General features: G+C 67.5%; 19 protein-coding genes and 1 tRNA gene. 2 read left to right on the top strand and 18 right to left on the bottom strand.

The annotated features are described in order from the left end of the window. Positions 1-28: 28 nt before the first annotated feature. The gene (locus tag PSC72_RS20820; protein WP_274323345.1) at positions 29-895 is read left to right on the top strand and encodes a CheF family chemotaxis protein; all 867 of its coding nucleotides are present in this window, start codon (positions 29-31) and stop codon (positions 893-895) included. Positions 896-925: 30 nt separating this feature from the next. On the opposite strand, the gene PSC72_RS20815 is transcribed toward PSC72_RS20820, so the two are convergent. The 18 genes from PSC72_RS20815 to PSC72_RS20730 form a co-directional block, all read right to left on the bottom strand. Then, positions 926-1441 carry a DUF5813 family protein gene (locus PSC72_RS20815; RefSeq protein ID WP_274323344.1) on the bottom strand — a complete coding sequence of 172 codons (516 nt, stop codon included), beginning with the start codon at positions 1439-1441 and terminating at the stop codon, positions 926-928. A 69-nt stretch (positions 1442-1510) separates the two neighbouring features. Next, a tRNA-Leu gene (locus tag PSC72_RS20810) sits at positions 1511-1595 on the bottom strand. Positions 1596-1707: 112 nt separating this feature from the next. Beyond that, a complete protein-coding gene (locus PSC72_RS20805; RefSeq protein WP_274323343.1) occupies positions 1708-1980 on the bottom strand; it encodes a hypothetical protein in 273 nt (90 codons plus the stop codon). A gap of 158 nt (positions 1981-2138) precedes the next feature. Next, complete coding sequence (locus PSC72_RS20800; RefSeq protein ID WP_274323342.1) at positions 2139-2690, bottom strand: DUF7529 family protein; 552 nt, start codon at positions 2688-2690, stop codon at positions 2139-2141. Between the two features lie 81 nt (positions 2691-2771). Continuing rightward, positions 2772-3164: a DUF7555 family protein gene (locus tag PSC72_RS20795; RefSeq protein WP_274323341.1), complete on the bottom strand. Its 393-nt coding sequence runs from the start codon at positions 3162-3164 to the stop codon at positions 2772-2774. Beyond that, positions 3154-4494, bottom strand: a complete 1341-nt coding sequence (locus PSC72_RS20790) for an ABC transporter ATP-binding protein (RefSeq protein WP_274323340.1) — start codon at positions 4492-4494, stop codon at positions 3154-3156. Before PSC72_RS20790 ends, PSC72_RS20795 begins: the two co-directional genes overlap by 11 nt. After that, positions 4491-5648, bottom strand: coding sequence for an ABC transporter ATP-binding protein (locus tag PSC72_RS20785; protein ID WP_274323339.1), 1158 nt, complete (start codon positions 5646-5648; stop codon positions 4491-4493). Before PSC72_RS20785 ends, PSC72_RS20790 begins: the two co-directional genes overlap by 4 nt. Continuing rightward, a complete protein-coding gene (locus PSC72_RS20780; protein ID WP_274323338.1) occupies positions 5645-7192 on the bottom strand; it encodes an ABC transporter permease in 1548 nt (515 codons plus the stop codon). Before PSC72_RS20780 ends, PSC72_RS20785 begins: the two co-directional genes overlap by 4 nt. A gap of 2 nt (positions 7193-7194) precedes the next feature. After that, positions 7195-8268: an ABC transporter permease gene (locus tag PSC72_RS20775; RefSeq protein WP_274323337.1), complete on the bottom strand. Its 1074-nt coding sequence runs from the start codon at positions 8266-8268 to the stop codon at positions 7195-7197. 112 nt (positions 8269-8380) lie between these two features. Continuing rightward, positions 8381-10330, bottom strand: a complete 1950-nt coding sequence (locus PSC72_RS20770; RefSeq protein ID WP_274323336.1) for an ABC transporter substrate-binding protein — start codon at positions 10328-10330, stop codon at positions 8381-8383. A 218-nt stretch (positions 10331-10548) separates the two neighbouring features. Further along, positions 10549-11097 carry a peptidylprolyl isomerase gene (locus PSC72_RS20765; protein WP_274323335.1) on the bottom strand — a complete coding sequence of 183 codons (549 nt, stop codon included), beginning with the start codon at positions 11095-11097 and terminating at the stop codon, positions 10549-10551. Positions 11098-11220: 123 nt separating this feature from the next. After that, complete coding sequence (locus PSC72_RS20760) at positions 11221-12327, bottom strand: UxaA family hydrolase (RefSeq protein ID WP_274323334.1); 1107 nt, start codon at positions 12325-12327, stop codon at positions 11221-11223. After that, entirely contained in the window at positions 12324-12668 is a 345-nt protein-coding gene (locus tag PSC72_RS20755) for a UxaA family hydrolase (protein WP_274323333.1), read from the bottom strand. The genes PSC72_RS20760 and PSC72_RS20755 overlap by 4 nt, the downstream gene beginning before the upstream one ends. 22 nt (positions 12669-12690) lie before the next feature. Further along, a complete protein-coding gene (locus tag PSC72_RS20750; protein ID WP_274323332.1) occupies positions 12691-13875 on the bottom strand; it encodes a UxaA family hydrolase in 1185 nt (394 codons plus the stop codon). Positions 13876-13975: 100 nt separating this feature from the next. After that, positions 13976-15046, bottom strand: coding sequence for an anthranilate phosphoribosyltransferase (locus PSC72_RS20745; RefSeq protein WP_274323331.1), 1071 nt, complete (start codon positions 15044-15046; stop codon positions 13976-13978). Positions 15047-15131: 85 nt separating this feature from the next. Continuing rightward, the gene (locus PSC72_RS20740; protein WP_274323330.1) at positions 15132-15947 is read right to left on the bottom strand and encodes a hypothetical protein; all 816 of its coding nucleotides are present in this window, start codon (positions 15945-15947) and stop codon (positions 15132-15134) included. Positions 15948-16213: 266 nt separating this feature from the next. Further along, positions 16214-16570, bottom strand: coding sequence for a DUF7344 domain-containing protein (locus tag PSC72_RS20735; protein ID WP_274323329.1), 357 nt, complete (start codon positions 16568-16570; stop codon positions 16214-16216). Positions 16571-16639: 69 nt separating this feature from the next. Beyond that, complete coding sequence (locus tag PSC72_RS20730) at positions 16640-17293, bottom strand: helix-turn-helix domain-containing protein (protein WP_274323328.1); 654 nt, start codon at positions 17291-17293, stop codon at positions 16640-16642. Between the two features lie 134 nt (positions 17294-17427). Here PSC72_RS20730 and ahbB point away from each other — a divergent pair, with 134 nt between their 5' ends. Continuing rightward, the gene (gene ahbB / locus PSC72_RS20725; protein ID WP_274323327.1) at positions 17428-18477 is read left to right on the top strand and encodes a siroheme decarboxylase subunit beta; all 1050 of its coding nucleotides are present in this window, start codon (positions 17428-17430) and stop codon (positions 18475-18477) included. Positions 18478-18522 lie beyond the last annotated feature (45 nt).

Here is an 18522-nt window from a genome sequence, read left to right as displayed (position 1 = left end):
GCCGGAGCGGACTGAGGGGTGACCACCCGTGAGCGGCGGCGAGCGCCCCCTGGCAGACACCCAGGGCCGGTTCGTTCAGGTCGTCACGAACGGCCGGAAGGTCAACGACCTCGACTGGCTGAGCGGGCGGATCCTCCTCTCGAACAAGCGACTCGTCCTCGCGAGCAACGAGGGCAAGCGGCAGTTCCCCCTCTCGAAGATAACCACCGTCAAGAACCGCAAGAACGCGAACCAGGCGATGGCCGCCGTGTCGGGCTACTTCTCCGTCCAGCTCGGCTCGGACGTGTTCCTCGTCGCCCCGGCGGACGTCGACGAGTTCGAAGAGCAGTTCTACACCGCCCTGCTCGACGGGGAAGCCGTGCTCGTGAAACACCCCGCCGTCGAGGGCGGCGTCGTGCAGGACACCCAGTGGACGAAGGGGCGAGTGAACATCGACGGCGACGTCGTCGGGCTCGCGGTCTCCAGCGGACAGTTCGTCGAGGTCGAACTCGAAGACGTCGGCGCGGTCGAGACCAGAGAGACGACCGTCCGCGGCAGCGAGCGCCGCGTCATCGAGATCGAACACACCGACGGCGACGGGACGAGCGTGCAGACCTACGTCTCCGGCACCGACCGCCACGTCTCCATCCTCGAATCGCTCGTCCGACAGGGCGAACTCCAGAACGCCACCGACGCCGACCTCGACCAGACGGACATGGAGGTGCTGATGGCCCTCTACTCCGGCGTCTCGCCGTTCGAGATCCCCGACTTCGTCGGCATGGACGTCGAGGACGTCGAAGCGGTGTTCGACCGCCTCGTCGAGGAAGGCATCCTCCGTGAGAAACGCGTCCGCCGCGACGTCCGCCTCAAGGCCCGCGGCCGGAACATCGCCAGCGACGTCATCAGCGACCAGTAGCCACTCCTGCGGCAGGTTAGCAGCCGGCAGCTACAGCGGCGTCCCGCCGCGCTCGCCGTCGCTCCCGGTCGCCGCCGCGCCGAGCAGGTCCGACACCGGCTCGCCGTACTCGTACCCCGGCACGACGCTCTCGACGTAGGTCCCCTCCACGTACTCGATGAACGTCTTTCCGATACCCGCAGCCCGGTCGGCGTCGCCGAACGAGAACTCGTAGGTCACGACGACGGCCCCGCCCTCCTCGGTCACGTCGAACTCGTCGAGGTCGACCGAGGCGCGCGTGGCCATCGGCGCGTCCTCCAGCCGGCGTTCCATCGTGTCGAGCCAGCCGCGCTGGACGGCGTCGCCGACCTCCCCGTCCGTGACGGCGCTGTCGAGCGTCGGCACTTCGACGGTCACGCGGAAGTCGGTCGCGTAGTCATCGCGCTCGCTCGCCGTCACCGTCGCGTCGAAGTCCGTCGTCGTCAGCCGGTAGTCCTCCTCGTCCGCCGCGAACGCATCGTGGCCCTCGAAGGCCTCGCGCGCGTCTGCCGGTAGCTCGTCGGTCATTACCCCGCGATACGGCACAGACCGGCAAAAGGGCGTTGTGTCGCGACTGAGCGTCAGTCTGACGGAGAGTGCGAGGGAGGGGATTCGAACCCCTGGACCCCTTCGGGAGCGGGTCTTAAGCCCGCCGCCTTTGGCCTAGCTCAGCCACCCTCGCGCGTTCACCAGTCCATCCTCCGCGGGAAAAGCGGTTACGGTCCGGTCGTGGATCTACCGGTGGAGCCAACGACCGAGAGAGGGGGGAGTTCGACGGCGCGTGGCCGGCGGGTTCAGACCTCGACGTGGAGGTCCGTGAAGGGGATCCGGATCAGGAGGATCCGGCGCACCGGACGGCGCTGCAGGCGAACGCGCAGAACGAGGGCGGTGAGCGCCCACGAGATCGCGCTGAGAGCGACCAGTGAAGCCGAGAGCGCGGGGTACATGACCGCCAGCGCACCGACGACGACCGCCAGGGAGACCGCGAGCGACGCGAGCAGCGTCCGCGCCAGACTGTACTCGGTGGGGAGCTCGGCACGTGCGGCCGAGGAGTGGTTCCGTCGCATTACATCTATCACTACGACCCCGTTCCCCTTAGTTATAATCTGAAATACATTTCTGTAGGCGCGTTTACTGAACTCTGTTTCAGGAGATTCGTTCACAAACGAGCGGGACTCGACCGGTCGCGGTTCGTCCGCCGCGGCCGGCGGGTCGGAAGCCCGGCTCAGCTCGTCACGTCGTAGGCGTAGAAGACCTCGGGGTCGGGGAAGAAGTCCGACGGGTCGTCGTGGTGGAACGTGCCGAGATGGGTGTGATCGAGCGTCTTGACGTGCGTGTACATCTCCTCGCGGTCCATCGCGGTGCGGACCAGCCCGCCGGCGAAGCGCATGTCGTACGACCCCGCGACGAAGATGACGACCTCGTCGGTCGGGTTGATCAGTTCCGTCACGACGAAGACGAATCCGCCGCTCTCCAGCTGGTAGACGGCCGACTCCTCGAAGGCCGACTCCTCGTAGAGCGCCTCGAAGTCGTCGGCGTAGTTGTCGGGGACGACGTGCGAGAGGCCCCAGGAGTCGTCTTCGCCCATGTCCGGCGTGAGCGTCGTCGTGTCGCCGGCCGGGACGGTCAGCGTCGCGTAGCCCTTCGACTCCCGGTCGTCCGCCATCGCCTGCATGTCGTGGAGCGTCCGCTCCCAGTTGCTCTTTATCTCCTCGCTGTGCTGGGCGACGACCTCTCGCTCGTCGGGCCCGCCGGGTCCGTCACTCTGGTGGGGCATGTCTGGGGTAACGCGGTTCGGACAGTAAAGGGTGGTGGCGTGGGGACATCGGCCGGAACGCGCGTGAGGCCTGCCGCCGGCTCACACCCGGATCCCCAGCCAGAACTCCATGACCAGCGAGACGCCGAGGACGAGCAGGCTCGCGGCGAACACCTTCTTGTTCCGACCCACCCGCTGGTCGAAGGGGACGTGCTCGCCGCGCAACGGTGGGATCTCCTGGATGCGCGCCTCGAAGCCGTGCTCGTGGGTCGACTCCAGCGAGACCCGCTTCTCGTCCTTGTACGAGGGCGTCGGCTGGATGCCCAGGCTCCCGATGCCGAACAGGAGGATGCCGACGAGGAAGACGGCGTACTTCGAGGTGACGAGCGTCCCGCCGACGAGGTACCCGACGGCGATGGCGGCCGCCGAGACGGCCGCGCTCACGGCGAGGACCCAGAGGGCGAACTCGGCGAATCGGAGCCGGTTACTCGCCATGCGACCGGCGGCTGATGGTCGCGTCGACGCCGTCGTACTCCTCGGCGTGGCGGTGACAGTAGCTCAGCCGGTTCGTGTCGCTGACGGGGTACAGCTCCGGCCTGGTCGTGTCGCACACGCTGTCGAACTGCTCGCCCATGTACTCGCGGGCCCGGGTCGGATAGCCCGCTTTGACGTGCTCCGCGGCCTGCTCGATGTGGTCCATCACCTCGTCGGAGACGTCGTCGTCGAACAGGTCCCGGACCGCCTCGTCGATGTCGTCGAACCGGGAGAACCGCCCCATCTGACGGCGGATCCGGTTGCGGACGCTGAGGTCGATCCGGCTTCGCTCGCGGATCACCTCGCGGAACTGCTCGATCGCGATCCAGGTGTCCGGATCCAGATCCTGATAGTCGTCGGGACGGATCTTGGCCGGGCACCGCGTCGTGAACTGACACCCTGTCGGGGGGTCCCGCGGGCTGGGCGGCGTCCCCGGGAGCGTGATCCGTTCCCTGTCGACCGTCGGGTCGGGCACCGGGATCGCCGACAGCAGCGAGTGAGTGTAGGGGTTCGCCGGGTCCGTGTACAGCTCCTCGGTCAGCCCCAGTTCCATGATCTTCCCGAGGTACATCACCGCGACCCGGTCGCAGATGTGCCGGACCGCCGAGAGGTCGTGCGCGATGAAGAGGTACGTCAGGTCGTACTCGTCCTGCAGGTCCTCCAGCAGGTTGAGGATCTTCGCCTGCACCGAGGTGTCAAGCGCGGAGACGGGCTCGTCGAGGACGACGAACTCCGGTTCGAGCGCGAGCGCGCGAGCGATGCCGATGCGCTGGCGCTGGCCGCCGGAGAACTGGTGAGGGTAGCGGTAGTAGTGCTCCGGCTGGAGTCCGACCTGCGCCAGCAGATCTTTGACCTTCTCTCGACGCTCGCGCGGACTGCCCACCTCGTGGACGTCCAGCGGCTCGCGGACGATCTCGCCGATGGTCATCCGGTCGTTGAGGCTGGACTCGGGGTCCTGGAAGACGATCTGTGCGTTGCGCCGCCACTCTTTGAGCCGTTTGCCCGACAGCTCGGTGATGTCCGTGCCGTCGAACTCGACGCTCCCTTCGGTGGCGTTCTCGAGCTGGACCAGCGTCCGGCCGAGCGTCGTCTTGCCGCAGCCCGACTCGCCGACCAGCCCCAGCGTCTCGCCGCGCTGGATGGTGAAGCTCACGCCGTCGACTGCCTTGACCGGCGGATCCGCGAGCAGGCCCTGGCCGCCGTAGTACTTCTTCAGCTCTTTCACCTCGACGAGCGTCTCGCCCGTCACCGCGGGGTCCGAACGCCCTCGTTGCTGAGTCATCTCGCTCATTGTCGGTCACCTCCGTCGGTCGCGACGTCGCCCGTGTCCTCCCCGCTCTCCGAACTCAGCGGGCGATCGGACCGATCGGCCACCCGCTCGTGGTGGGCGACCGCCTCGCCCGTCGACCGGTCCTCGGGGTAGAGGAGACAGGCGGCGATGTGGTCGGTCTCGTCGTCGTTGACCTCGACCAACTGCGGGTGGACCGCGGTGCAGTCCTCGAACTCCTTGGGGCAGCGAGGGGCGAACCGGCAGTACGTCGCCGCTTCGTTCGGCGTGGGCACGTCGCCCTCGATGGTCCGCAGGCGCTCCTCGTCGGCGTGCTGACCGGGGATCGCGTCGAGGAGCCCGTTCGTGTAGGGGTGTCGCGGGTTGGCGAACAGCTCCTCCGTCGGCGCCTTCTCGACGATCTCACCGGCGTACATCACGTTCACGCGGTCGGTGATGTCCGCGATGACGCCCATGTCGTGGGTGATGAAGAGGATCGACAGGCCGCGCTCGGCCTGCAGATCTTCGAGCAGGTCCAGGATCTGCGCCTGGATGGTCACGTCGAGCGCGGTCGTCGGCTCGTCGCAGATCAGGACCTCGGGGTCGCACGCGAGCATCATCGCGATGACCGCGCGCTGGCGCATCCCGCCGGAGAACTCGTGGGGGTACTCCTTCAGGCGGCGCGAGGCGTCCGGGATCTGGACCGCTTCCAGCAGTTCGATCGCCTCTTCGCGGGCCGCTTCGCCGGTGATACCGCGGTTGACCTTCAGGGCCTCCTTGATCTGGTTGCCGACGGTGAACACCGGGTTGAGCGACGACAGCGGGTCCTGGAAGACCATCCCGATGCCGCTCCCGCGGAGGTCCTGGTACTCTTTCACCGAGTAGCCGGTGATCTCCTCGCCCTTGAACTTGATCGACGAGCCGGGGAGGATCTCGCCCGGCTCCTCGACGAGGCCCATGATCGAGCGGGCGGTGACGGACTTGCCCGACCCGGACTCGCCGACGAGGCCGACTGTCTCGCCCTCGTAGAGGTCGAGGTCGATGCCGTCGACCGCGCGGATCGTCTCGCGGTCGGTCCGGAAGACGGTCCGGAGGTTCCGCACCGAGAGGACGGGTTCCTCGCCCTCGCGGCGGTCTGGCGTGCGGCGCCGGTCGGCGCCGGACGACGGGTCGCTCATCCCGCCGTCCCCCCTGCGGCCGCTTCCTCTTCAGCGCCGCCCTCGCTCTCGGGGTCGATCGCGTCCCGGATGCCGTCACCGAACGCGTTGAGCCCGGTGACGAGGATCACGATGAGCATCCCGGGGATGAGCGCGATGTGCCACGACTGCGTGGACACGTAGTTGCGCCCCATCTCGATCGCGCGGCCCCAGGCGGGGGTCGGGGGATTGATGCCGAGGCCGCCCCCGATGAACGAGAGCGCCGAGAGCGCGATGACGATACCGCCGACGGCCATCGACCCGTAGATGAGCAGGTACGGGAGTACGTAGGGTAACATGTGTTTTCGCATGGTCACGCTCGGTCGCTGGCCGAAGCTCTCGGCCGCGTCGATCCACTCCTCCTCGGAGACCTGCAGCGCCGGGCCGCGGACGGCCCGCCACAGGCCGGGCCAGCCCGTGAGGCCGAACACCAGCGCGAGCAGGAACCCCCCGTTGAACACGTCGGCGAGCCAGTGCCCCCGGAACGCCATGGCGACCATCAACAGCAGGAGCAACTGCGGGATCGACGTGATGCCGTCCGCCGCGAGGATGGTGGCGAGATCCACGATCCCCTTGTAGTACGCGGAGGCGAGCGACATGATTATCGCGATGATCCCGGCCAGACCCATCGCGAGCGCCGACACCGTCAGGGAGACCCGTGCGCCCATGACGGCGAAGGTGAACAGGTCTCGCCCGTTGGTCAGCGTGCCGAACGGGTGGAACCTGCCGAAGTCGTCGTAGGTCATCGGTCCGACGTTCTGGTCGCCGTTGCCCTTCGACTTCGAGTTGAAGTTCGCGTCGCCGGCGAGGGCCGTCTGGACCTCGCCGCTCTCGGCGTCGAAGTACTGTATCTCGTGGCTGTACGGCGACTCGATGTTCTGCTCGACGGTCGTCGGCCCCAGCGAGGGGGCGAAAAGCGCCATCGTCGCGAACACCAGGACGACCACGATGCCGAACTGCGCCCAGCGGTGGCCCCGGAGTCGGTCGACGACGTCGTCGCGGGGCGTCCAGTCGGCGTTGCGGTAGTGGTCGCGGTAGACGCGCCAGCCGCGGAACGCCCAGTAGGCGAGCACGAACGCGTAGACGTAGACCAGCGTCGCGCGGATCGCCCACGCGACCGCGGGTTCGAGCCCGAGGAAGGTGTTCTCCCAGGGACCGTTCGGGCCGGTCTTGTACCCCTGGTTGGGGATCGTCTCCCGCGAGAGCAGCGTCGGGATACTGTTGGCGGCGCTCCGCAGGCCGTCGAGGAACGCTGTGGCCGACTGCTGGAACCCGAGGACGGTCTCCGAGGCGGCCGGCGAGAAGACGCCGACGAACACCTCGACGAGCGCCGTCGTCCCGATGAGCGCCGAGTCGAGCACGAGGATGATGCCCGCGAGCAGCGCGCCGAACTCCACGGCTATCAGGCCGAGCGCGACCGCGGCCCACGTCGCCGCGGGCTTCGGGTTCGCGGCGATCCGCTCGCGCAGCGTCGAGTCGTCGCGCACGTCGCGTTGGCGTGCCGTGTCGGTGACGGTCGCACACATGGTCACTCACCCGCCCCGTCGAGAGTGATCCGCGGGTCGATGTACGTGTACGCGATGTCCTGTGCGATGTTGAAGAAGACGAGTATCAGGATGAACACGTAGGTCAACGCGCCGATGATGGGGATGTCCGAGGCGAAGATCGCCGAGAGGAAGAGGTTGCCCATCCCCCGGATACCGAAGACGAGCTCGACGAGTAGCGACCCACCGATGAGCAGATAGAACTCGCCCATGATGACCGGCAGCAGCGGGATGAGGGCGTTCCGGGCGACGTGTTTCCCGATGATCGACCGCGTCGAGAGCCCCTTGGCCTTCGCGGTGTCGATGTACGGCGCGTTGATGCTCTCCAGGACCGCCGTCCGCCCGATGCGGACCTCGTTACCCATCGAGGACGAACCGAGGACGAGGGCGGCGGGGAGGATCCACTTGAACGCGACGGCCCAGTTGTAGAGGTTCGGGACCGGTATCGATATCCCCTCGACGAGCTGGTAGCTGCCGAGCATGTTGCCCAGCGCGTTCGGCGTCCCGATCACGTCGGTCGGTATCAGAAAGCCCCGGTAGAACGACAGCAGACCGCCGGCCGAGAGCAGGCCGGTCAGCATGACGGCGAGCCAGAAGTTCGGCATCGCCCGCCAGACGATCCCACCGAACGAAGCCGTGTAGTCACCCCACGTGTTCGAGCGGAGGCCGGCGTACAGTCCGATCGGGATCCCCAGCACGAGTGCGATAACCACCGACCAGAAGCCGAGCCACACCGTCGCGGGCATCCGTTCCCACACCAACTGAGTCACCGATTGGCCGCGCGTGACGACCCACGATTCGCCGAAGTTGAACGTGATCGTTTCGACGAGGAAGTTCTTGTACTGGATCCACAGCGGTACGGGCGTGCCGTCCGGATACCTGAGCCCCAATGCGACGGCGAGCTGGCGCGCCGTCTGCGGGTCGGAGTCGCGACCCAGGATGGCCGTCATCGGGTCGAACGGGGACAGGTAGAGGATGATGAACGTCATCGAAAGGCCGAACAGCACCACCGGCACCCCGAGGACGAGTCGTTTCGCGAGATACAGGAGTTTGTTCATGGCGTAGTCTCCGTTATTCGGGTAATTGTCGTACTATGCGTCCCGGCGAGTAATACGTCCGTCGACTTCGTGAATCGGTCATCAGAGTACGCCGCGTGCTACGAGAGCGGCGTTACTCTGGCTTGTAGTGCTGGTCGTACGCCTCGATGCCGCCGGGGAAGATCTGGGGCGGCGTGAGGTGGTAGGCCGGCTCGAAGCGGTCTTTGAACACCTGCTTCATGAACTCGGGCTGGTTGATGACGTACGCCATCGCCTGCCGGACCGGCTTCGGGACCGCTTGCATGTTGAACCCGATGTAGTAGGTACCGATCTCGGGGACCTTCGCGAGGTTGACGGTCTCCCCGTTTTCGAGGTCGTAGGTGCCGAGTTCGCGGCCGAGGTCGTCGGTCTTGTCGATCGTCACGGCGTCGGCCTGGTACTGCGAGGTCGGGACGCCGCCGATGTCGGCGTTCTTGTTGAGGAAGCGGTTGTACCGCGCCTGGGGGTCCTTGAGGATCGACGCGTCGATGCCGTCGAAGTTGGCCACCTCGCCGTGGTAGTCCTGGTAGGTGTCCATGACGATCTCGCCGCCGTTGCCGGACTCCCACTTGACGAACTGGAAGGGGCCGGCGCCGACCGGGTTCGAGGAGAACTCCTCGAACGTCATCTCGCCCTCGTAGCCCTCGATGTCGCCGACGATGCCCTCCGGCACCGCGGAGAAGGCGGAGTACGCGAGCACCGACAGCGAGAAGGCGAACGGCTTCTCGAGGGAGATCTTCAGCTCGTAGTCGCCGGTCGCCTCGACGCCGATGGAGTCGGGGACGACCCGCTCGGTCGTCTTCGGTTCGCCGGTGTCGGTCGCGGTCACCGTGTTCCCCTCGTCGTCGGTCACCTCGACGGTCTCCGTCTCGTGCTCGATGCCCAGGACGCTGAGCGGGAACTTGGAGTTCGTCGAGTTCGGGGACGCCATCAGGCGCTTGATGGAGTAGACGAAGTCCTGCGCGGTCACTTCCGAGCCGTCGTGGAAGGTCGCGCCCTCTTTCAGGGTGAACGTGTAGGTCGTGAAGTCGTCGCTGACCTCGTACTCCTTCGCCAGCAGGTTCTCGATCTCGGTCGTCCCGTTCCGGTAGTTGGTCAGGGCGTCGAACATGTCCATGATCTTCCCGCCGCTCTCCGTGTTCCCGGAGGCGATCGGGTCGAGGCTGCTGAACGTGCCCGACAGCGTCGAGAGGCGGCTCTTGCCCTCGATCCCGGCGACCGAGTTGTTCGCCTTCGCCCGCGAGGGCTCCATCGATCCCGGCGGGTTGTAGTCGACGTAGTCGTACCACATGCCCTCGGTGACCGACTGGAAGATCGGGATCAGCGCCGCCTCCTGCCACATCCCCTCTTCCATGTTCACCGCCGCTTCGCCGCGGATCTTGGCGGCCTCCTCGGTGTCGGCCGGGTTGTTCTCGATCCGCTTGTACTGGTCCACCATGAACTGGCGGACCTCGGGGTCCGCGTTGGCGTCCTCGGTCCAGAACAGACGCGCGCCGTTCGCCGACGGGTTGTCGGTGTACACCGTGTTCGGCGGGTCGAGCAGCTGGACGAAGTTCTGCGGGCCGGGGTAGTCGGCGACCCACCCGAGCGTGTACGCTTCGTGGTTGCCGTTCCGGGTGGTCTCCAGCAGCGGCGAGAACGCCGCTTCGCTCTGGTTCATGTCGATGTAGGCCGCCTCCAGTCGGGACGCGATCGTGCTCGCCATCTCCGACCACGTCGGGCTGGTGTACTGCAGCCAGTCCAGCGTATAGCGGTTGTCCGGTCCGTAGCCGGCCTCCTCCATCACCCGCTTCGCTTCCCCGACCTTCGCTTCGCCGATCCCGTACGGATAGCCGTTTACGGTGATCGGGCTGCCGTCCGTGCCCGTGTCCGTGCCGCCCCCACCTCCGTCGCCGTCCGGCGTGTCGCCCCCGTCCCCGCCGGGCGTGTCCGTTCCTCCCCCGTTGGATCCACACCCAGCGATGGCGGACGTCAGGGTTGCGGTGCCGGTCGCTTTTAGGAATCGTCGTCGGCTGGTGTCCGAATCGTCGGTATCGCGAGGCATACTGTGCCATAGCCGATCATACTACTTAAATTGCGGTGGAACTTGCCGCAGGTTTCTTCGCAAATCGCATGACCACGCCGATCGAAAATTATCTTAAATTATATTCCTACCCGTAGTATTATAACAGGGAATGAGAGGGCTGGAAGGGATCAGTCCACACCTTCTATCGGCTCAAGAAAGTAAAAGCGTATCGGGAGCCCTCGGAAGAACAGCGGGTATTACCGGTGGATATCGACTGATTCTAACACGATAGTGTCGATCGGTCGATCGCTCGGGTCGGTCTCGACCGAACCGATCTCCTCGACCACGTCCATGCCGTCGACGACCTCGCCGAAGACGGCGTGTTTGTCGTCGAGGTGGGGCTGTGCGTCGAGGGTGATGAAGAACTGCGAGCCGTTCGTGTCGGGGCCGCGGTTTGCCATCGAGAGCTTGCCCGGCTCGTCGTGGCGCAGATCATCGTGGAACTCGTCGTCGAAGGTGTAGCCCGGACCGCCGCGGCCCGTCCCCGTCGGGTCGCCGACCTGGAGCATGAAGTCCTCGATGACGCGGTGGAACTCGACGTCCTCGTACAGCGGATCGACGCGCTTCTCGCCGCTCTCGGGGTCCTCCCAGGCGCCCTCGCCGGGGCCGATCTCAGCCTCCTCGTAGTCGGACTCGGTCGCGTGGTCGACGAACGCTTCGACGGTGTTCGGTACCTTGTCCTCGAACAGTCGGACCTCGATGTCGCCCTTCGACGTGTGCAGCGTCGCTGTCAGATCGTCACTCATGATTCGACAGAGCGCCGGAGCGAAGAAAACCCTGATGGTACCGCCGTCGCAGACGGCCCCGGCGTCACGACGCGGCCACGACCGCCGTCGCGGACGACTCGGTGGGGGCTCGCGACCCGCCGCTCACATCGACGGGCCGATCCGCGTGATCGCCGACGATTCGAGCCCGTGTTCCTCCGCGCGGACGCGCTCGCCGCCCGCGACCGCCCGCAGGCGGTCGACCAGGTCACCGGCCGCGGCGGCCCTCGCGTCCACGTCGATGTCGCCGCCGACGGCCGAGAGCGTCGCCTCGTCGCCGGAGACCTTGAGTACCGGCGCGACTGGGTGGCCCGTCGGCACGCCCTCGCCGGTGACGTGGATCACGACCTGCGCGCCCGCGGCGACCAGCCCCGTCGCCGCCTCCGTGAACCGCGAGGGCGCGTCGACCACGGCCAGTCCCTCCTCGTGGACGGCCCGCTCGCCGTAGTCGAGCACGTCCCGGACCGGCTGGTCGCCCCAGGCCCTCATCACGACGTCGAACTCGTGGTCGGCGGCCTCTCGGCCCACTCGCGACGCGCGCGCAGGCTGACCGCCGTGGCGTTCAGCGACGTCCTGGACGGCCGTCGCGGTCTCGTCGCTCGCGGCGCGCGCCGCGGCGGCGTCAGGGTGGGCGACCACGCGCTCGCTCCCGGCAGCGACGACGCTTGCGCCCGCCTCGACCAGTTCGTCCACTGCCCGGCCCACCAGCGGGTCCGCCGTCTCGCGGGTCGACGCCGAGAGATCGCCCGAGACGACGCCGACCGTCAGATCCGAGAGATCGGCGGTCCGCCCGACGCCCGACTCCGCTGCGTCCCGGAGCTGTCGGGCCGCGTCGACGCCCGCCTCGACCGTCGCCTCGGTCCCCCCGGCGTCCTGGATCGCCGTCTCCCGGACGGGAACTCCAAGGTCCGCCAGGTCCGCGGCCACGTCGTCGCTCTGGATCGACTCACAGCCCAGACCGACGACGACCGTCCCCGCGACGTTGGGGTTCGACCCCACGCCGAGAAACGCCCGGAGGGTTTGCGATTTGTCGTCGCCGATCTGGGCGCAGCCGTGGTCGTGCGGCGCGCTCACCGCGCCCGGCACCGCCTCGGCGATCCGGTCGGCGACGATCCGCGAGCAGATGACCGACGGCAGGACGAGCACTCGGTCGCGCACGCCCACGCCGCGGTCGCCGCGGTCGACGGCCTCGAATCCCTGTTTCAGGCTCACGCCGACTCACTCCCGTCGGTCTCCGCGGGCTCCGCCCCGGCGTCCGCCACTGCGCGGTCGCCACGTCCCCGCGTGCTCTCGCAGTTGTGGGTGTGGACCCACTCGCCGCGAGCGACATCCTCCGACGCTTCGCCGATGACCTCGCCGTACTTGTGCACTGTCTCCCCGGCGTCGAGGTCGGCGAGCGCGACCTTGTGGCCGAACGGGACCTCGTCGGCGACTGTCAGCGGCGGATCGGCATCGTCGAGGGTGTCACCGGGTTCGAGGTCTTCGAGCGCCGTCGCGACGTTGTCCTCGGTTGCCATCAACAGCGCCCGTCCGTCGAGCACTTCGCCCTTCATCGGTCACCCTCCCGAACCGCGCTCATCGGCCGCCCTCCGCAGCGAGTTCCCGCGGCTGGCGCTCGTTGATCGCGAACTCCTCCAGTCGGCGGGTCTCCGCGGCGGTCTCGGCGCCGTCGGCGACGGACAGTAGGGTTCGATACACGCGCTCGCCCGCCTCGGCGAGCGGTTCGCCGTCGATGACCGTGCTCGCGTCGACGTCCATGTTCGACGCGAGGCGCTCTGCGGTCCGCGGGTTGCCGGTCACCTTGATCACCGGCGCGATGGGGTTCCCGGTTGTCGATCCCCGACCCGTCGTGAAGGCGATCACCTGCGCGCCGCCGGCGACCTTGCCGACGACGCTCTCGACGTCGTACCCCGGCGTGTCCATCACCGCGACGCCGCCCCCGACGGGCAGTTCCTCCCCGTAGTCGACGACGTGCCGGATGGGCCGCGTGCCGCACTTGGCGATGGCGCCGAGGCTCTTCTCCTCGATGGTGGTCAGCCCGCCCTCCTGGTTGCCCGGCGTGGGCTGGGCGCCGCGCATGTCGACGCCCATCAGGTCGGCCAGTTCCTCGCGCCGGCCCACCCGATCGAAAAGTCTCTCGCGCGTCTGCTCGTCGACGCACCGGTCTGCGACGACGTGCTCGGCGCCGATGAACTCCGGCGTCTCCGAGATACAGGCCGTTCCGCCCGCGTCGACGAGGCGGTCGGACGCGTCGCCGACGGCGGGGTTGGCCGCGATGCCGCTCGTCGCGTCGCTGCCGCCGCACTCGACGCCGAAGACGAGTTCGCTCGCGTCGGCTTCCTCGCGGGACTGATCGCCGACCTCCTCCCAGAGGTCCGCGACGATTTCGGCCCCCGCGTCGAGCGCGCCCTCCGTCCCGCCGGCCTCGCGGACCGCCAGCGTCTCGACGGGTTTGCCCGACTTCGCGACGTCGTCGGCGACGTCCTCGGCGTCTAGATCCTCGGTCCCGAGTTCGACGACGAGCGCCGCGCCGACGTTCGGGTTGCGGCCGATGCCCGAGAGGACCGTCCGCGTGCGCTCGCGCCCGGCGTCGGGTTGACTGGTTCCCATCTGGTGGGGCGTTGCGCGTGCCCATCGGCCGGCGTCGCCGGCGATGCGGTCGGCGACCGGGCTCGCCGCGACCGACGTGGGCAGGACCGCGACGTGGTTGCGCACGCCGATCCGGCCGTCCGGTCGGCGGTATCCCTCGAAAGTGTCCATCGGCACAATAGTCTCTCTCGTGCCGCAAGAATCTGTCGCGCTCTCGCGGAATCTGTCGGACGAAACCGGGTCGGTCGACCGACGGTTCCCGATGTCGCCGTCAGAACTCCCGCAGGTCGTCGAGCACGTCCGCGGCGTCGCCGCTGTCGAGCGCGTCGCGTGCCATCTCCAGCCCCTCGTCCAGCGAGTCGGCGTCCTCGCGGGCGTAGATCCGCAGGGCGGCGTTGAGCGCGACGGCGTCGGCGAACTGGTCGTCGCGCTCGCCGGCGAGGACGTCCTCGGTGATCGCGGCCGATTCGGCGGCCACGTCGTCAACCTGGAGGTCCTCGCTCTCGAAGTCCATGCCGTAGTTCGCGGTCTGGATCTCGAAGTCGTCGAGTTCCTCGTCGCCCGCGTTCCACTCGGCGACGACCGTGGTCCCGGGACGCACGTCGTCGTAGCCTTCCATGCCCTGGAAGAACAGCGTCCGCGAGACGTCCTGGCTCTCGGTGGCCTGGAGCGTGTCGGTCATCTTCGTCGCGAAGGCGAGGTGGTAGAACGAGCCGAGGTGCACGTCGGCGTTCGCGGGGTTAGCGAGCGTCTCGACGGTGTTGACGAACGTCCGAACGCCCATCTGGTCGCGGCGGTCGAACAGCGCGTCGACCCCGGGATTGAAGGCCGGCTGGTAGTAGAAACCGAAGCCGACCTCGTCCACCATGTCCGCGCTCTCGCCGGGTTCGATCTCTGTCCGCACGCCGAGTTCGTCGAGGACGTGCTTGTAGGCGTCCTGTTTCTGCGTGGGGACGCGGTCGCCGCTGTGGACGACGACGGGGGTGCCCGTGGCGGCGGCGACGACGCCCGCGGCGACGCCCAGAATCGCCGAGCGACCCTTGCCGTCGTAGTTGGCGCCGCAGTCGACGGGGTCGGCGTCGGGCTCGGCCGTCTCGACGCTCTCCTCGCGCATCACGTCGAGGTACGCCGCCAGTTCCTCGGCGTTGTTGCGCTTCCAGCGGTTGGCGAGCCAGAACGCGCCGAGCGTCGTCGGGTCGGGTTCGCCGGCGAGGATGCGCTGGAAGGCCTCGCGGGCCTGGTCGCGCGTCATGTCCTCCGCGGACTTCTGTCCGGATCCGACGACCTCCGTCATCAGCCGCTTCAGCGGCCAGTCGCCGAACTCCTGGGTCGTTTGAGCCATGGGAAACTGTTCGGACCGGCGACTCTAAAGCGGCCCGCTTCGGGCAACGCGCTGGGTGTTTCTGCCGTGGCTGCTACCGACCGGTCTACGTCCGCCGTTCGAGCGTGATCGCTCTGGTCCCCAGTCCCCAATCGAGTTCGAACGTCGCCGACTGCACGTCGTCGTCACAGCCGTCCGGGTGCAGGTGCGGCGGGAACTCCAGCGACCCGGTCCACGTTTTCGATTCCCCGGACGGGATCCGCTCTGCGAACGAGTCCGGGTGGCCCTCGTCGATCGGTTCCACCGCGGGGAAGACGGCCTGAAAGACGCCGGCGCGGCCGCCGTCGTTCGCGACCGTCACGGAGACGTCGAACCTCTCGTCGCAGGCGAACGCATCGGGGTGATCGATGGCCTCGACGCGAAAGTCCGGCGGCGAACCGAGCGCGTCCGCCAGGCCGTCGTCTCCTATCCACCGCGCCGTCTGCCCGTCGCGCTCCCACGCGACGGACACCTGATCGGGTTCGACGTCTACCGGTACGGTGAATCCGACGGTCGCGAGGTCGTCCCCGCGTTCGTCCGCCCCGCTCGGCGTTCGGTGGACGGCGTCGTTCGGAGTCGAGAGTCGGTGGTCGATGTTCGTTCCCCCCAGTCTCGTGCTCCCGGTCCAGCCCGCGCCGTCGATGCTGAGTCCAAACGAACTCGGATCGGGAACCAGCGCGTTCCGTCCGTCGAGCGAAACAGTGACCAGGACGAACTGAGACTCCGGCGGAGCGAGCAGGACGACCGCGTCGGGAAAGGCCATATCGAACAGCGTCCGTCGGAGGCGGATATCGGCCACCGTGACCGTCGCTCCCGCTGCCGTCCGAAACGAGTCGCCGACGGCGAGCGAGCCACCGCTCCCCCGGGAGAGGCACCCGGTCAACGGGGCTGTCGCCCCCAGAACAGACAGAAAGTGTCGCCGATTCACAACCTAGCCGGCGCTCCTTTCGAATAAATGCTTTGTCCTCACTGAGCACCTGCGTAGAGCGCAACGTGACTAGATTCCGGCGAGCGAGTACGAGCGTGGTCGGTTTCCCGACCCCGTTTCGACCGTTCGTCGCGGTCCGTCTCCCCGCGGTTCGTTCGCCGGCCTCGGTTACGAGGACAGACGGGTCGTGACTTCGCCGATGAAGCGTTCTTCGGTGGAGACTACAGTTTCACGGGCGCAGGGGCCTCGGTACCGTCCCCGAGGACCGAGCCGAGATGCGGTTCGATCTGCTCGAATCCGTCTTCCGGCTCCACCAGCTTCCGGTCGGTATCGAAAGTGACGAGCCCGGCGTCCGCTAATTTCGGGACGTGGCAGTGATACAGGGACGTTTTCATCCTAGCGACCGTCTCGGCGGAGGCGTCCGACGAGATGTCGTCGCTGTGCTCGACGATCGCTCTCGCGAGACCGTCGAGCGTCACTGCACGCTGTCGTTCTACCAGTACTGCAAGCACGATGCGGCGGTCTTCGTCTCTACAGAGGTCGACGATCGTATCCAGGTCGAGTTGGGTCCCAGCCATACTCTCTCGTAGCTGTTCCGCACGGATCCCACCTGCTTTTTAGTATACAAACCATTTATATGCCCGTCGTCAGGGGGGCCGCGTTTCGGGGAGCGTCGTGCCGAGTATCTTTTCGATCCCGCGTCGGAGCCGGGACGCGACTGCTTGCTGGGTGATCCCCAGTTCGTCGCCGAGGTCTGCCATCGTCACGTCCCGCGGCGAGTTGAAGTAGCCGCGACGGTACGCGAGCACCAACGCCTCTTGCTGGGCGTCGGTGAGTGCGGACTCGGTCTCCGATTCGAGGGGCGTGAGCGCGTGCAGCTTTGAGAGCGTGATCGGGATCGAAAGCTCCTTGCACCGCTGTTGGAACGACGCGATGTCCTGCTGGTCGTCGCCCCGGACGTCGAAGGTCCACTGCGTGTTCGTGCCGACGGCTTCGATGAGCGGGACGCCGGTCTCCGTCAGCGCCCGCAGGATGCCATCGTACGCCAGCGACCACTCGACGCGCAACAGGTACTGGTCTTCGATGGAATCGACGAGCGCGATGTTCTCCACGCCCGGATGGTCCTGAAACGCGTTCTCGATATCCTCGATACGAGTTCCTCGGACCCAGAAATAGGGGATCACGACGTCCTGTGCCGGGATGATCCGGTCCAGTTCGACCGTCACCCCGGGCAGCTGTTCGAAGATAGTTCCCAGCGGAAACTGGTCGGACGGCACCGTGAACGTGGCCTCAGTAGCCATCGTCTGGCCCCTCGGACCCTGGCACCAAAGGAGTGGTGTCAGCGGCACCGAAAGCGGGCAGTATCCTGTGAGGACCGCCCGGCGAGAGAGACGGTCCGAAAGAGTCACACCGGACTACTCCTAACTCCCGTCGAATGAGTCAGGGGACGGCCGACTGGCGGTCGCAGGTGGACCCGGTCGACGCGGCTATCGTCGACGGCTGGCAGAGCGGGTTCCCGGTGGCGGAGCGGCCCTTCGAGGCCGTCGCCGCCGACGTGGGCGTGGACGAGACCGAGGCGCTGGAGCGGGTCCAGCGGCTCTACGACGAGGGGGTCTTCCGGCGGTTCGGCCCCGTGCTCAACCCCCCGGTCATCGGCAGTTCGACCCTGGCGGCAGTCAAAGCGCCCGTCGACCGGTTCGACGAGGTCGCGGCGGTGATCAACGAGTACGACCAGGTCAATCACAACTACGCCCGCGACCACGAGTGGAACATGTGGTTCGTGGTGACCGCCGCGTCGAAGGAGCGGCGCGACGCCATCCTCGCCGAGATCGAGGAGCGGACCGGCTGCGCCGTGCTCGTCCTCCCGATGCTGACGGACTTCTACATCGACCTGGAGTTCCCCGTCGTCAACACCGACCGGTTCGCCCGCGAGAGCCTCGCCGAGACCGACGTGGCGGCGACGACGATCAGCGAGCGGGCCGCCGCGGACCTGACGGACCTCGACCGCCGGATCCTGCTGGAGGTCCAGGAGGGGTTCCCGCTCACCGCGACGCCGTACGGGGACGTGGCCGAGGCGGTCGACGCGCCGGTGGCGGACGTGCTCGACAGCGTCGACCGACTGCTCGCAGACGGCTGCATCAAGCGGATCGGCTGCGTCGTCAACCACCTCGCGACGGGCTTCGACGCCAACTGCATGGTCGTCTGGGACCTGCCGGACGACGAACTGGACGAGCGGGGCGTCGAAGTGGGCCGGCTCCCGTACGTCACGCTCTGCTATCACCGGCCGCGGCGTCCGGACCAGGAGTGGCCGTACAACCTCTTCACGATGATCCACGGGCGCGAGCAGGAGGCCGTCGACGAGAAGGTCGACGAGCTGGCCGGCGAGTACCTGCCCTACGACCACGAGCGGCTCTACTCGACGGAGACGCTGAAACAGACCGGCGCGCGGTACGAGGACCTCGTCGACGACCGCGACGAGGGGTGATCCCGGCCGGTTTCCCGCGGTCTCGACGGCAGCGAAATCGACGGA

Origin of the sequence: Halosimplex aquaticum (assembly GCF_028747785.1) — an archaeon.
GTDB lineage: Archaea > Halobacteriota > Halobacteria > Halobacteriales > Haloarculaceae > Halosimplex > Halosimplex aquaticum.
This window is presented reverse-complemented; position numbering and strand designations above follow the sequence as displayed.

Bases quoted from the DNA above. Each gene is read 5' to 3' on its own strand.
- PSC72_RS20815 (WP_274323344.1), bottom strand. From the start codon at position 1,441: ATGACCGACGAGCTACCGGCAGACGCGCGCGAGGCCTTCGAGGGCCAC.
- PSC72_RS20805 (WP_274323343.1), bottom strand. From the start codon at position 1,980: ATGCGACGGAACCACTCCTCGGCCGCACGTGCCGAGCTCCCCACCGAG.
- PSC72_RS20800 (WP_274323342.1), bottom strand. From the start codon at position 2,690: ATGCCCCACCAGAGTGACGGACCCGGCGGGCCCGACGAGCGAGAGGTC.
- PSC72_RS20795 (WP_274323341.1), bottom strand. From the start codon at position 3,164: ATGGCGAGTAACCGGCTCCGATTCGCCGAGTTCGCCCTCTGGGTCCTC.
- PSC72_RS20790 (WP_274323340.1), bottom strand. From the start codon at position 4,494: ATGAGCGAGATGACTCAGCAACGAGGGCGTTCGGACCCCGCGGTGACG.
- PSC72_RS20785 (WP_274323339.1), bottom strand. From the start codon at position 5,648: ATGAGCGACCCGTCGTCCGGCGCCGACCGGCGCCGCACGCCAGACCGC.
- PSC72_RS20780 (WP_274323338.1), bottom strand. From the start codon at position 7,192: ATGTGTGCGACCGTCACCGACACGGCACGCCAACGCGACGTGCGCGAC.
- PSC72_RS20775 (WP_274323337.1), bottom strand. From the start codon at position 8,268: ATGAACAAACTCCTGTATCTCGCGAAACGACTCGTCCTCGGGGTGCCG.
- PSC72_RS20770 (WP_274323336.1), bottom strand. From the start codon at position 10,330: ATGCCTCGCGATACCGACGATTCGGACACCAGCCGACGACGATTCCTA.
- PSC72_RS20765 (WP_274323335.1), bottom strand. From the start codon at position 11,097: ATGAGTGACGATCTGACAGCGACGCTGCACACGTCGAAGGGCGACATC.
- PSC72_RS20755 (WP_274323333.1), bottom strand. From the start codon at position 12,668: ATGAAGGGCGAAGTGCTCGACGGACGGGCGCTGTTGATGGCAACCGAG.
- PSC72_RS20750 (WP_274323332.1), bottom strand. From the start codon at position 13,875: ATGGACACTTTCGAGGGATACCGCCGACCGGACGGCCGGATCGGCGTG.
- PSC72_RS20745 (WP_274323331.1), bottom strand. From the start codon at position 15,046: ATGGCTCAAACGACCCAGGAGTTCGGCGACTGGCCGCTGAAGCGGCTG.
- PSC72_RS20735 (WP_274323329.1), bottom strand. From the start codon at position 16,570: ATGGCTGGGACCCAACTCGACCTGGATACGATCGTCGACCTCTGTAGA.
- PSC72_RS20730 (WP_274323328.1), bottom strand. From the start codon at position 17,293: ATGGCTACTGAGGCCACGTTCACGGTGCCGTCCGACCAGTTTCCGCTG.
- ahbB (WP_274323327.1), top strand. From the start codon at position 17,428: ATGAGTCAGGGGACGGCCGACTGGCGGTCGCAGGTGGACCCGGTCGAC.